The following is a 13,365-nucleotide window of genomic DNA, read 5'->3' as shown; positions in this document are numbered from 1 at the left end:
CGGCTCGTGAGTCCCGCCCGGGTTACTGCCAGGCGCGCACCCAGTCCACCTTTACGGCTCCGGCCGGGCCAAGGGTTTGCCGGTCTCCCCACAGGCCCACGTTCAGAATCAGGTAGTGGGGCGCATTTCCGTCATTCGTGGCGTAGGAGAATACAAGTTTGCCGTCAAAGTAGACGTCGTTGCTTCCCACTTTGCGGTGCACACCGTAAATGTGGAACCCACCCCCGTAGCACCCAATAAACCACTTGGCGGGATGCCCGCTCGGGGAGTGGTAGACCGTGCTCATGGTGCCTTTGAGCGGCTCCGCTATGTCGATTTCGCCCGTCGCAGGAAAGTCCTGCCCGGTGGTCCACCAAGCGGGCCAATTGTCGATGCCGCCCGAGCAGGTTCCCGGGAAGAAGATGCGCGCCTCAACGTAACCCGTGGTGTATTCGAAACCCGCATGCCCGGGAACGCCGTCCTTCGGATTGGTGGAGAGCAGCGAGCCGGAGCTCGGGTCAGAAAGCTGGAGGCGGGCTTCGCCGTTCACAACAGTGACATTGCTTGAGCAGGTTTTGACCCCGTTCTTTTTGGATTCGGGATTGCAGTCGCGGAACCAATAGGGCGTCCAGACCGCGCGGTTCAAGGTGTTGAATTCCTCGTTGAATACCAACCGCCACGGACCAGGAGGGCCCAAGGGACCGGCAGCCTTATCCTCAACCACCGGAGTACCCACTGGGGCTTTCCCACCAACTGCCGTGTCCCCGACGGGGGCATCGGTCGGCTTGCTGGATCCTTCGGTTCCCGATGACTGGGCAGCGGATTCATCTGTCCCGCCGGTAGCGGCCGGTTGCTCCGCCGCAGCGCCATCTTCGGACTCCGAAAGTGCCGGCCCCGCCGTGGGGTCAGTACCGGACACCGATGCCTCCTGTCCGGGCGCTGAGTCTTCCGGCGGGCCCTGCAACCGGATGGCACTTCCCGACAGCCCTGCAAGGACCAGCAGACAGCACAGGACCTGCAACAAGCGGGCTGTGGCCTGGGGCATCGCTGTCCTTTCCTCGCACACGGTGGCAGTGGCCAGACCATGGACGAAGCCTGCAGGCCCGCGGTCGGCTGCCTATCGTGCAAGCCTAGGAGGCCTGCTTCCGCAAATCCCGAGTAGCACCTACTCAGCTTTGGGGACGGCTTTTACCCGCTTTCACTGCCGGAGTACGCAACGAGTGGATCCACCGGGAGAAGCGGCCGGTGGCGTGCAGGCGGTCCTCCGGAACATACAGGTCGGGGTCCACGCCGCCTCCCAACGGGAGGTAGAACTCCTGTGCACTGGTTCCTGCAGACGGCGCTGCCGGCACAGAATGGTTGTCCTGCTGGTACATTGAAACCTCCTTATTTCGTATTATGAAAAGCATTTTCTACCATGCGAAAAGGCTACGGCAGCGTGGAAGGTGCGGTCAATAGAGGCGCCATGAATCCAGTCACCCTCGGCAAGGCACAACCGGTCACAAAGCAATTTTTAAACTTGTGATGTACACCACCGGTTTCGGGAGGTACGCTGATATGCAACTCGTGGCGCAGGTCACGTAACCTGGGAGCAGCAGGCAGGGTCGTAATGAGCTGGCATCAAAGGATGCCGGCTCTTTTTTGTTGGGTCGGCTCCATCGGAACGCGCATGAAACGCGCGCTTAATTTCAGTGATGGAACCTAGGTTCCACTTACCGGAAGTTGGGAAAAGACCATGAGCAGCAAGATCATTCTCGGCAGGAACCAGTTCGGCAAGGCCGAGGTTCGGGTTGTCAAGATCACCCGGGATACCGACCGCCACCAGATCGAAGACCTCAATGTCACCTCGCAGCTGCGCGGCGACTTTGAGGCTGCGCACCTCGAAGGCGACAACGGGCACGTCGTGCCCACCGATACCCAGAAGAACACCGTCTACGCCTTCGCCCGGGAAGGCATCGGCTCTCCCGAAGCCTTCCTGCTTCGCCTCGGCGAGCACTTCACGTCAAACTTCAGCTGGGTCGACGGCGGGCGCTGGGCCGCCGAGTCCTATGCCTGGGATCGGATCCAGGCCCACGGCAGCGAGCACGACCACTCCTTCGTGCGAAACGGCCAGGAAGTCCGGACCGCTGTCCTGGTCCGCGACGGTGACGCCGAACACCTTATTTCCGGCTTGAAGGATCTCACGGTGCTGAAGTCCACCCAGTCCGGCTTTGTCGGGTACCCCAAGGACAAGTACACCACCCTGGCGGAAACCACCGACCGCATCCTGGCAACTGATGTCTCCGCACGTTGGCGCTTCAAGGCCGGCACGGACTTCTCCGGCTTCGATTTCAACAAGAACTACGACGACGTCAAGAGCCTCCTGCTGGAAGGGTTCACGGAGAATTACTCCCACGCCCTGCAGCAGACCCTGTTCGACATGGGCGCCAAGGTCCTGGAGGCACACCCGGAGATCGACGAGATCAAGTTCTCCATGCCCAACAAGCACCACTTCCTCGTGGATCTCTCGCCGTTTGGCCTCGACAACCCCAACGAGGTCTTCTTCGCAGCCGACCGCCCCTACGGCCTGATCGAGGCTACGGTCCTGCGCGAGGATGCCGTTCCGGCCGAAAATGCCTGGACCGGTATCGCCGGCTTCTGCTAAGCCCCACTCGGCCAGACGGGCTCAACCACCGGTGGTTGAGCCCGTCGAAACTTATCCAGCACCACCCACAGCCTTACCTGTTAGCCAGACAACGTTAGCCAGACGAGGACGTCTGCCATGAACCAGAAAGTCTGCCATGAACATCAAGAACCCCCTCAAAGCCGGCGCTAAGCAACGCAGCAAGCGCACGACTTTCAACCGCCCCGAAGATGAGCGGCTCTCAATCGGAAGCAGCTTTGCCTACGGCTTCCAGCACGTCCTGACTATGTACGGCGGAATAATTGCCGTACCCCTCATCGTGGGCCAGGCCGCGGGCCTGAGATCCGCCGATATCGGCGTCCTCATTGCCGCGGCCCTCTTCATGGGTGGACTCGCCACCCTCCTGCAGACCATCGGCGTTCCGTTCTTCGGCTCGCAACTGCCTTTGGTGCAGGGGGTGTCCTTCGCCAGCGTGGCCACCATGGTGGCGATCGTCAGCGGCGGTGGAGGCTTGCCGTCAGTCTTTGGTGCGGTGATGGTCTCGGCCGCCATCGGCCTGATCATTGCTCCAGTCTTCTCCAAGATCGTCAGGTTCTTCCCGCCGGTGGTTACCGGCACCGTCATCACCACGATCGGCCTGACCCTGATGCCCGTCGCGGCAAACTGGGCCATGGGCGGCAACAAGAAGGCCGAGGACTACGGAAGCATGGCCAATGTCGGCCTGGCTGCAGTGACCCTCGCGCTGGTTCTGCTGCTGAGCAAGGTCGGCAGCGCCACCATCTCCCGGCTGTCCATCCTCCTGGCCATGATTGTCGGCACGGTGATCGCCGTGGTGACCGGGATGGCTGACTTCTCGAAGGTGGGCAACGGGCCGATCGTTGCGTTCCCCACCCCCTTCCACCTCGGTGCCCCCACATTCGAGATCGCAGCCATCATTTCCATGCTGATTGTGGTTCTGGTGATCCTGACAGAAACCATGGCGGACATCCTGGCCGTGGGCGAAATCGTTGGTACCCGCACTGATTCGAAGCGGATCGCAGCCGGCCTTCGCGCTGATATGGGCTCGAGCCTCATTGCACCGATCTTCGGTTCCTTCACCCAGAGTGCATTTGCCCAGAACGTGGGCCTGGTGGCAGTCACCAAGATCAAGAGCCGTTACGTCGTCGCAGCCGGTGGCGTGATCCTGGTCCTACTGGGCCTGCTGCCGGTCATGGGCCGTGTCGTCGCAGCAGTCCCCACGGCGGTTCTTGGCGGCGCCGGCATCGTGCTGTTCGGTACGGTTGCCGCCAGCGGAATCCGTACCCTGGCCAAGGTCGAGTACAAGAACAACATGAACCTGATCATCGTGGCTGCGTCCATCGGCTTCGGCATGATTCCGATCGCCGCGCCCACCTTCTACGACAAGTTCCCGTCCTGGTTCAGCACCATCTTCCACTCCGGGATCAGCTCAGCCGCAGTCATGGCCATCCTGCTGAACCTCCTGTTCAACCACCTCAAGGCCGGCAACTCGGAGTACCAGTCCGTCTTCGCTGCGGGCACCGGCAGGGTCATCCGGGAAGAGGACCTGACATGCCTTGAGCACGGCGACCGTTTTGAAGACGGCAAGCTCATCGACTGCAACGGCAAGGAAGTCCCCATCCAGTCAGCCGAGAAGGCGTCAGACCACTAAGACCTGACGCGAAATGGCAGTTCACGGCAGTGTTCTCTGGGAACATTGCTGCGAACTGCCATTTCGCAGTTGGGGAACGACGGCGGGATGCCGCTTGCGTGCCTCAGGTGCGGTTCAGCTCGCGGGAGATGGCCTCGGCGGCTTCCCGGAGAATGGGCACGGCCTTATCGGCGAAGTTTTCATCCACCCGGGACACGGGGCCGGAGACGGAGATGGCAGAGGGTGTTGGGGCGTTGGGCACCGCCATGGCGAAGCAGCGGACGCCGAGCTCCTGTTCTTCCTCGTCAATGGAGTAGCCCCGCTCGCGGATGAGTTTCAGGTCCGCCAGGAGGTCATCCACGTCGCCGATGCTCTTGACGGTCGGGGTGGGCATCCCCGCGCGGGCAACAATGCCGCGAACGGTGTCGTCGTCGAGCTGGGCCAGAATGGCTTTTCCGACGCCGGTGGCGTGCGTGTGGGCACGCCGGCCCACCTCGGTGAACATGCGCATGGAGTGCAGCGACGGCACCTGGGATACGTAGATCACCATGTCCGAGTCCAGCACCGCCATATTGGCGGTCTCACCCAGCCGGTCCACGAGGATCTTCAGCTGCGGCTGGGCCAGGGCGCCGAGCTGCTTGTTGGCACCTTCGCCGAGGCGGATCAACCGGGGGCCGAGGGCGTAGCGCCGGTTTGGCAGCTGGCGGATGTAGCCGAGCGACACCAGGGTGCGAAGCAGGCGGTGGATGGTGGGCAAAGGGAGGTCCGTCGAGGACGACAGCTCGCTGAGCGTGACGTCACCGCCGGCGTCGGTGATGAGCTCGAGCAGCTCGAAGACACGCTCTACCGACTGCACCCCACCAGAGGCTTTTTCTGCCATTCCGTCGTCTCCTACGCCTCGGAATCTGACAACTCTTATCCGCATCGTGAAAAGAATTGCTTAGAACACCCAACATACCGCACACCGGTGCCCATCGCGACGCTGGCCCCCAGTCGCAATCAGAGGGGCTTGTCTTTCCATAAAGTAGATAATAATATCCATAATACGAAAACATTCGAATCAAAAGCAGCAGCCGGACCAGGCCCTTACAGGAGGACATTCAATGGCGAACCCCAGCCCCGGAAACTCGATCACCCTGCGCGTCGAAGCGCCTTCAAGCTTCAGCGCCACCAGCGAGCTTGCCGCAGCCGTCGGAGCAGCCGGCGCGGCCATCACCGCACTTGACGTCACCGAGTCCCACCACGAGACCCTGGTAGTCGATGTCACCTGCAACACCACCGACGACGCCCACGCCGCACGCGTGAAGGACGCCCTCAACGCCCTCGACGGCGTCACGGTCCAGCACGTCTCGGACCGCACCTTCCTGATGCACCTCGGCGGCAAGCTCGAAGTCGTCCCCAAGGTTCCCCTCCGCAACCGCGACGACCTCTCCCGGGCCTACACCCCCGGCGTCGCCCGCGTCTGCCTGGCCATCGCAGAGGACCCCGCCGCTGCCCGCAACCTGACGGTCAAACGCAACACCGTCGCCGTGGTCACCGACGGGTCAGCCGTGCTCGGCCTGGGCAACATCGGCCCCGCCGCGGCCCTTCCGGTCATGGAGGGCAAGGCCGCCCTGTTCAAGCAGTTCGCCAACGTCGACGCATGGCCCGTGTGCCTTGATACCCAGGACACGGAGGAAATCATCCGCACCGTCAAGCTCCTGGCCCCCGTCTTCGGCGGCGTGAACCTGGAGGACATCGCCGCTCCCCGCTGCTTCGAGATCGAGGCCCGCCTGCGCGAGGAACTGGACATCCCGGTCTTCCACGACGACCAGCACGGCACCGCCATCGTGACCCTGGCCGCCCTGGTCAACGCCCTGCGCGTGGTGGACAAGAAGATCGCGGACGTCAAGATCGTGGTGTCCGGCGTGGGCGCCGCCGGCTCCGCCATCATCCAACTGCTCAAGGCCCAGGGCGCCCGGCACATCGTGGCCGCCGGCCGCTCCGGCGCCATCCACAAGGGCGAGACCTACAACGATTCCCACCGCACCTGGATCGCAGAAAACACCAACCAGGAGGGCTTCTCCGGCAGCCTGCACCAGGCCCTGGTGGGCGCGGATGTCTTCATCGGCGTGTCCGCACCGAACATTCTGGGCGAAGAGCACATTGCCTCCATGGCACAGGACGCGATCGTGTTCGCCATGGCCAACCCCACCCCGGAGGTAGACCCGGCTGTCGCGTCACGGCACGCCGCCGTGGTGGCCACCGGCCGCAGCGACTTCCCCAACCAGATCAACAATGTCCTGGCCTTCCCCGGCCTCTTCCGCGGGCTCCTGGACGTGGGGGCAAGCGACATCACCCCGGAAATGCTGGTGGCTGCTGCAGAGGCGATCGCAAACCGTGTGAATGATAATGAGCTCAATGCGAGCTACATCATCCCGAGCATTTTCGACCCGCACGTGACCGCCGACGTCGCAGCCGCCGTTGCGGCCGCAGCCCAGGCCTCAAACGTTGCAACGGCTGCCGAACCGGCCGATTCCGCAGCGGAGCCGGCACTCGCCTCCGCCTGACCCGCCCGACTTCCCAGCCCAAGGAAAGGACCAGAAATGGCCATCACCGTCACAGATCCCCGGCCGATCAACCGTGCAGAGGAGATCCTCACGCCCAAGGCACTGGCCTTCGTGGAGGAGCTCCACACCCGGTTCGCCGGCACGCGTAACGAGCTCCTGGCCGCGCGTGCCGTCAAGCGGCAGCGCGTCGCCGAGACCGGCAAGCTGGACTTCCTGCCGGAGACCAAGGACGTGCGCGACGGCGACTGGAAGGTTGCGCCGGCACCGGCGGCATTGCAGGACCGCCGGGTGGAGATGACCGGCCCCGCGTCACCAGCGAAGATGGCCATCAACGCCCTGAACTCCGGCGCCAAGGTGTGGCTGGCTGACCTCGAGGACGCCAGCACACCCACGTGGGCCAACGTCATCGACGCCATCCTGAACCTCCGTGACGCCGCCCAGGGAACCCTGAGCTACACCTCGGATGAAGGCAAGGAGTACCGCCTGCGCACCGACGCGCCCCTCGCCGTCGTAGTGGCCCGCCCCCGCGGCTGGCACATGCAGGAAAAGCACCTGCTGGTCAATGGCGAACCGGCTGTGGGTGCGCTGGTGGACTTCGGCCTGCACTTCTTCCACGTGGCCAAGCAGCTGGTCCTCAACGGACAGGGCCCGTACTACTACCTGCCCAAGATGGAGAGCCACCTCGAGGCCCGGCTGTGGAACGACGTCTTCGTGTTTGCGCAGGACTACCTGGGACTGAACCAGGGCACCATCCGAGCCACCGTCCTGATCGAGACCATCCCGGCCGCGTTCGAGATGGACGAGATCCTGTACGAGCTGCGGGACCACGCTTCCGGCCTGAACGCCGGCCGCTGGGACTACCTGTTCAGCATCATCAAGTACTTCCGCGACGCAGGCGAGGAGTTCGTCCTGCCGGACCGCGCCTCCGTTGTGATGACCGCCCCCTTCATGCGCGCCTACACCGAGCTCCTGGTCAAGACCTGCCACAAGCGCGGCGCCTTCGCCATGGGCGGCATGGCAGCGGTCATCCCCAACCGCCGCCACCCGGAGGTCACCGAAGCAGCCTTCGAAAAGGTCCGCGCGGACAAGACCCGCGAGGCAAACGACGGCTTCGACGGCTCCTGGGTTGCCCACCCGGACCTGGTGCCCACGTGCCGGGAAGTCTTCGACTCCGTGCTCGGCGACAAGCCCAACCAGGTGGACAAGCAGCGGCCGGAGGTTTCGGTCACCGCGGAGCAACTGCTGGACGTCCAGTCCGCCGGCGGCCAGGTCACCGAAGCCGGCCTGCGCCTGAACCTCTACGTTGCCGTTGCCTACACGGCCGTGTGGCTGTCCGGGAACGGCGCCGTGGCCATCCACAACCTGATGGAGGATGCCGCCACCGCGGAGATCTCCCGCTCCCAGGTGTGGCAGCAGATCCGCAACAAGTCCATCCTGGCGGACACCGGCAACACGGTGACCAAGGAACTGGTGGAGCGGATCCTGGGCGAGGAGACCGAACGGCTTCGCACCGAGTTCGGCGACGAAGCGTTCCGCCGCTACTACAAGCCGGCTGGCGACCTGATCGCGGATATCTGCCTGTCCGACGACTACACGGACTTTCTGACCACCCCCGCTTACGAGCTGGTGGACTGAGATGGCAGCACCCAAACCCTCGCTCTCCGCAGGGGACCTGGCCTCCATCGACGGGCAGCTTGCCGCCACCGACCGGCTGCTGGAGCAGAACTACCCGGGCGACGACGGCTCCCGCCAGCCCGTGCACACGGTGTACGTGCCCGCGGACCGGTTCACACCGTCGCTCGCGGCTGACTGGGGCGCCCAGGCAACGGCGACGGCGGAAGCACACGGCGGCTTCGAAAAGCTGGGCCGGCTCCTGGGCCAGGACGCGGCCCTCGCCGAGGCCGTCGCCTCCCGTGTGGAAGCCAAGCTCGCCAGCGAGCCCATCGAGGACCTGCGCCTGGACTTTGAGGACGGCTTTGGGGACAGGGGCGACGACGCCGAGGACGCCGCCGCGGTTGCCGCGGCTTCCGCGGTGGCCCAGGCCGTCGCGGCCGGGTCCGCTCCCCCGTTCATCGGCATCCGCTTCAAGTGCTTCGAGGCTGCCACCCGGGCCCGTGGCCTGCGGACCCTGGACCTGTTCGTCTCAGGGCTCGCCGGCGCCGGGGAGCTGCCCGAAGGCCTGGTACTGACCCTGCCCAAGGTGACCACGGTGGCGCAGGTGCGGGCCATGGACTTCGCGGTGTCCCGGCTTGAGGAAGTCCACTCGCTTCCCGCTGGCCGGCTCCGCTTCGAAGTGCAGGTGGAAACCCCGCAGCTGATCCTGGGCCCGGAAGGAAACTCGCCGGTGGCACAGCTGCCGCACGCCGTCCCCGGGCGGATCAGTGGCCTTCACTACGGCACCTACGACTACTCGGCGTCCCTGCAGATCTCCGCGGAGTACCAGTCGATGGAGCACCCGGTGGCGGACTTCGCGAAGGAAGTCATGCAGCTGGCAGTGGCCGGAACCGGCATCCGGCTCTCCGACGGGTCCACCAACATCATCCCGGTGGGTGACAACGTGGAAAACGCCTGGCAGCTGCACGGCCGCCTGGTGCGGCGGTCGCTGGAGCGCGGCTACTACCAGGGCTGGGACCTGCACCCGGCCCAGCTGCCCAGCCGGTTCGCCGCCACCTATGCGTTTTACCGCGAGGGCCTGCCGGCTGCCGCGGCCCGCCTGCGCAACTACGTGGAGCGGACCGAAGGCGGGGTCATGGACGAGCCCGCCACCGCCCGCGCCCTGGCCGCCTTCGTCCTCCGCGGCGTCCAGTGCGGCGCTGTGGGTGCCGAGGAAGTCCAGGCGCTTGCCGGCGTCGGAATTCCCCAGCTCACTGCACTGGCGCACCCGCGGCTGGCCACCACGTTCAACTCTTAAGTAAGGATTCACCCATGGGCAAGTACTACTCCCCGACCGGCGGGCTGCCGCCGCAGACCCACCTGACCACCGAGCGGGCCATCGTCACCGAGGCCTACACGGTCATCCCCAAGGGCGTCATGACCGACATCGTGACCAGCAACCTGCCGGGGTTCAGCAACACCCGTTCCTGGATCATCGCGCGCCCGATTTCAGGTTTCGCCACCACCTTCTCCCAGCTGATTGTGGAGATCGGCCCGGGCGGCGGGGCACCCAAGGCAGAGTTCGAGGCCGGCGTCGAAGGCGTCGTCTTCGTCACCAGGGGCAAGGTCAACCTGACCCTCGACGGCGAACTGCACCCACTTGAGGAGGGCGGCTATGCCTACCTCGCCGCCGGCTCGGAATGGGGCCTGGAAAACGTCTCGGACGACGTCGTGTCGTTCCACTGGATCCGCAAGGCCTATGAACGGCTCGAAGGGTTCGAGGCGAAGTCCTTCGTCACCAACGAAAAGGACGTGGAGCCCACGTCCATGCCGGACACCAACGACGTCTGGAAGACCACGCGCTTCACGGACTCGAACGACCTGGCGCACGACATGCAGGTGAACATCGTGACGTTCCAGCCCGGCGGCGTGATCCCGTTCCCGGAAACGCACGTGATGGAGCACGGCCTGTACGTCCTGGAGGGCAAGGCCATGTACCTGCTCAACAATGACTGGGTGGAGGTGGAGGCCGGCGACTTCATGTGGCTGCGCGCCTTCTGCCCGCAGGCCTGCTATGCCGGCGGCCCCGGCGAGTTCCGCTACCTGCTGTACAAGGACATGAACCGCCAGGTAAAGCTCACCTAGGCTATTCCGCCTTCAGGCAGCAGCAGAGGCCGTTATGGAGTTCCATAGCGGCCTCTGCTTTTTGGTGCTGTTGGTCAGGCGCCCGGGTTGAGGACCACCTTGATGCAGCCGTCTTCCTTCTTCTGGAACTTCTCGTACAGGGCGGGCGCCCCGTCCAGGCCCGAGCGGTGGGTGACCAGGTCCATCACGCCCAGCGGATCGGCGTCGTCCTCCACCAAGGGAAGCAGCTGGTCGGTCCAGTGCCGTACGTTGCACTGGCCCATGCGCAGCTGAAGCTGCTTGTCGAACATGGTCAGCAGCGGCATGGGGCTGGCTTGGCCGCCGTAGACACCACTCAGCGACAGGGTGCCGCCGCGGCGCACCGCATCAATGGCCGTGTGCAGCACCGCAAGCCGGTCCACGCCCGCGGTCTCCATCGCCTTTTGCGCCAGCTTGTCCGGCAGGAGCCCCAGCGCCTGGTGCGCAAACCCTGCCACCGGTGAACCGTGCGCTTCCATTCCGACGGCGTCAACTATTCCGTTCGGGCCCCTCCCGTCGGTCATCTCCCGCAGTTCGTCGGCGACGCCTTTTGTGTAATCAAGCGTTTCGACTCCATGGCGGGCGGCCATCTCGCGCCGTTCCGGGACGGGATCGACGCCGATGACCCGGTAGCCGCGGTGCGCTCCGATCCGAGCCGCGAACTGGCCCACCGGCCCGAGCCCGAAAACCGTCAGGACGCCGCCGGGTTCAACATTGGCGTACTCCACCCCCTGCCAGGCGGTGGGGAGGATGTCCGAGAGGAACAGGTAGCGTTCATCGGGAAGCTCGCTGCCCACCTTGATGGGGCCATAGTCGGCGTGCGGGACGCGAAGGTATTCGGCCTGGCCGCCGGGAACCGACCCGTACAGCTCCGAGAAGCCGAACAGGGCTGCGCCGGAGCCCTTCTCTTTCACCTGCGTCGTTTCACACTGCGACTGCAGGCCCTGGCGGCACATGAAGCAGTGGCCGCAGGAGATGTTGAACGGGATCACGACGCGGTCGCCCTTGCGGAGGTTGGTGACTCCGCTGCCCACTTCTTCCACAACACCCATCGGCTCGTGGCCAACGATGTCGCCCTTGTGCATGTACGGGCCCAGGACCTCGTAGAGGTGCAGGTCTGAGCCGCAGATGGCGGTGGAGGTAATCCGCACAATCGCATCCGTCGGTTCCTGGATGACGGGATCGGGCACTTCTTCTACGCTTACCGACCGTTTTCCTTGCCACGTCAGTGCTTTCACAGTCTCCCTTTCGCTCTGCTTTGCCCATGGGGTCTCCCTGGGCGGGGCAGGGCACCCGCGGGCACCCTTTCTTCGACCGTATCGTTTTTGCGGGAAAAAAGTAAGCATGCTGATCAATAGGTTGTGGCGGCCGCCGTCTGCTTCTAGCGTAGAAAGGGTCCCGGAACACCAGGAAGACGATGCGAAAGAGGAACGCCATGTCGCTGGACCAGCCGGAACCGGTCGAGATCTCCACCCGCATGCGCCCGGGCGAATGGACGGAGGAAAGCCTGGCGGAACTGGTCAGCACCTACCGGACACGCGTGGAGGAGATGGGCGCACCCGCGGCTGAGGTGGCAACTGACATTGAGCGGAGCGACGACGGGTCAGTGAAGGTAGTGGTGTCCTGGCCAAAGCCGGCGGTCGCTGGCCAGGACGATTCAGTGCCCGGCGGCGGGCCGCTGTGAGTTACCGGTCGTTGTGATTCAGCCGTTCGGCCGCAGCGCAAGCAGCCGGCCTATGGCGCTGGAGCCAAGGTTTTCCAACAAATCACGGGGCCCCTCGTAAACCTCCACGGCGCCCGCCTCCCGCAGCTGCGCTGCCTGGATGCCGCCGCAGGTGACCCCGATAGCGGGGATACCCAGGGCGCCCGCTGCCTTCATGTCCCATACGGCGTCGCCCACATAGACCGCGTTCCCGGGCTCGATACCAACGGCATCCAGGGCTGCTTCAAGGATGTCCGGTGCAGGCTTGCTTTCCTTCGCATCGTTCGCACTGGTGGCGGCGTCAATGAACGCGTCTGCGTCCAGGACGGACCGCATGACCTGAAGGTCCCGCTGCCGTGCAGAGGAGGCAAGTGCCACGGCCAGCCCGCCCGCGTGGCACTGGCCCAGCAGTTCCTTTGCCCCGTCCAGAGGGCGGAGCGATGGCCAGTGCGAGGCATACAGCGCGCCGTGGCTGGCCATGATGTCCTGGTCCTCATCACGGTCCCGCCCGTCCGGGAGGAGGGTGTCCACCAGCCGGGCGCCGCCCATGCCAACGAGTTGGTGGATGGCCGCCATCGGCACGTCATACCCGTATTGGCGGAACGCGCCCCACCAGGCGATGGTGTGGATGTACGACGAGTCGATAAGGGTGCCGTCAACGTCAAAGAGGACCCCCCGGCGGTCGCCGCCAGGGAGTGTCGGGGACTCCGCCATCAGCCGACCGCTGCCCGTCGTACTTCCGGGGCCTTTTTCCGCCTGGCCGCTTCCTCCTTGGGGGAATTGACAGGGCGTACGCGTTCCCGGATCACGGACCCTGCGCCGTCCAGGCTCTTGTCCCGGATGAGGCCGGTTCCTGCGATTTCACGGGCCATCGCGACGCCTGCCACAGCAGCCCTTTTGGTCGGGAAGGTCACCGAGATAGCCATCAGGTTCCCACTTCCGTCCATCATCCTGATCCGGTAGCCACCGTCAGGGGCATCAACGAGCTCAAAAAAGCCGGCCATAACTATCACTCCTCCATCAATCACGGCGCTGTGCTTGGGAGCACTCCATGAGGTGTTAGTAAGTATACTTATCTATCCCGCGAAGGAGAAGTTCCCGTCCCGGT

General features: G+C 64.6%; 13 protein-coding genes. 7 read left to right on the top strand and 6 right to left on the bottom strand.

Annotation, left to right across the window (positions count from 1 at the left end):
- Window positions 1-22: 22 nt before the first annotated feature.
- Window positions 23-529 carry a family 16 glycosylhydrolase gene (locus QF031_RS21415; RefSeq protein WP_370874471.1) on the bottom strand — a complete coding sequence of 169 codons (507 nt, stop codon included), beginning with the start codon at window positions 527-529 and terminating at the stop codon, window positions 23-25.
- Between the two features lie 619 nt (window positions 530-1,148).
- Entirely contained in the window at window positions 1,149-1,355 is a 207-nt protein-coding gene (locus QF031_RS02130) for a hypothetical protein (RefSeq protein ID WP_307423463.1), read from the bottom strand.
- 359 nt (window positions 1,356-1,714) lie between these two features.
- Between QF031_RS02130 and pucL the strand changes: the two genes are divergently transcribed.
- Entirely contained in the window at window positions 1,715-2,623 is a 909-nt protein-coding gene (gene pucL / locus QF031_RS02125) for a factor-independent urate hydroxylase (protein ID WP_307423460.1), read from the top strand.
- Between the two features lie 136 nt (window positions 2,624-2,759).
- Complete coding sequence (locus QF031_RS02120; RefSeq protein ID WP_307423458.1) at window positions 2,760-4,271, top strand: nucleobase:cation symporter-2 family protein; 1,512 nt, start codon at window positions 2,760-2,762, stop codon at window positions 4,269-4,271.
- Window positions 4,272-4,374: 103 nt separating this feature from the next.
- Here QF031_RS02120 and QF031_RS02115 read toward each other — a convergent pair whose 3' ends face one another.
- Entirely contained in the window at window positions 4,375-5,130 is a 756-nt protein-coding gene (locus tag QF031_RS02115; protein ID WP_307423455.1) for an IclR family transcriptional regulator, read from the bottom strand.
- A 223-nt stretch (window positions 5,131-5,353) separates the two neighbouring features.
- Here QF031_RS02115 and QF031_RS02110 point away from each other — a divergent pair, with 223 nt between their 5' ends.
- From QF031_RS02110 to QF031_RS02095, 4 genes are read left to right on the top strand one after another with little or no spacing between them, the layout of a single operon-like run.
- Window positions 5,354-6,799 carry an NAD-dependent malic enzyme gene (locus QF031_RS02110; protein ID WP_307423452.1) on the top strand — a complete coding sequence of 482 codons (1,446 nt, stop codon included), beginning with the start codon at window positions 5,354-5,356 and terminating at the stop codon, window positions 6,797-6,799.
- 36 nt (window positions 6,800-6,835) lie between these two features.
- A complete protein-coding gene (gene aceB / locus QF031_RS02105; RefSeq protein WP_307423449.1) occupies window positions 6,836-8,434 on the top strand; it encodes a malate synthase A in 1,599 nt (532 codons plus the stop codon).
- A 1-nt stretch (window position 8,435) separates the two neighbouring features.
- On the top strand, window positions 8,436-9,710 hold the full coding sequence (locus QF031_RS02100; protein WP_307423446.1) for a DUF6986 family protein: 1,275 nt from the start codon (window positions 8,436-8,438) through the stop codon (window positions 9,708-9,710).
- A 14-nt stretch (window positions 9,711-9,724) separates the two neighbouring features.
- Complete coding sequence (locus tag QF031_RS02095; RefSeq protein ID WP_307423443.1) at window positions 9,725-10,537, top strand: bifunctional allantoicase/(S)-ureidoglycine aminohydrolase; 813 nt, start codon at window positions 9,725-9,727, stop codon at window positions 10,535-10,537.
- Between the two features lie 74 nt (window positions 10,538-10,611).
- Here QF031_RS02095 and QF031_RS02090 read toward each other — a convergent pair whose 3' ends face one another.
- Window positions 10,612-11,793, bottom strand: a complete 1,182-nt coding sequence (locus tag QF031_RS02090) for a zinc-dependent alcohol dehydrogenase (RefSeq protein ID WP_307423440.1) — start codon at window positions 11,791-11,793, stop codon at window positions 10,612-10,614.
- Window positions 11,794-11,972: 179 nt separating this feature from the next.
- On the opposite strand from QF031_RS02090, the gene QF031_RS02085 reads away from it, so the two are divergent.
- Window positions 11,973-12,239, top strand: a complete 267-nt coding sequence (locus tag QF031_RS02085) for a hypothetical protein (protein WP_307423436.1) — start codon at window positions 11,973-11,975, stop codon at window positions 12,237-12,239.
- 18 nt (window positions 12,240-12,257) lie between these two features.
- Here the strand turns inward: QF031_RS02085 and QF031_RS02080 are convergent, their stop codons facing one another.
- Together QF031_RS02080 and QF031_RS02075 are read right to left on the bottom strand one after the other, a co-directional pair.
- Window positions 12,258-12,971, bottom strand: coding sequence for an HAD family hydrolase (locus tag QF031_RS02080; protein WP_307423433.1), 714 nt, complete (start codon window positions 12,969-12,971; stop codon window positions 12,258-12,260).
- Window positions 12,971-13,261, bottom strand: coding sequence for a hypothetical protein (locus QF031_RS02075; RefSeq protein ID WP_286399205.1), 291 nt, complete (start codon window positions 13,259-13,261; stop codon window positions 12,971-12,973). The genes QF031_RS02080 and QF031_RS02075 overlap by 1 nt, the downstream gene beginning before the upstream one ends.
- Window positions 13,262-13,365: the final 104 nt, after the last annotated feature.

It is taken from the genome of Pseudarthrobacter defluvii (genome assembly GCF_030816725.1).
Taxonomy (GTDB): domain Bacteria; phylum Actinomycetota; class Actinomycetes; order Actinomycetales; family Micrococcaceae; genus Arthrobacter; species Arthrobacter defluvii_A.
The sequence above is the reverse complement of the archived record's forward strand: the minus strand, read 5'-3'. Positions and strand labels throughout refer to the sequence as shown.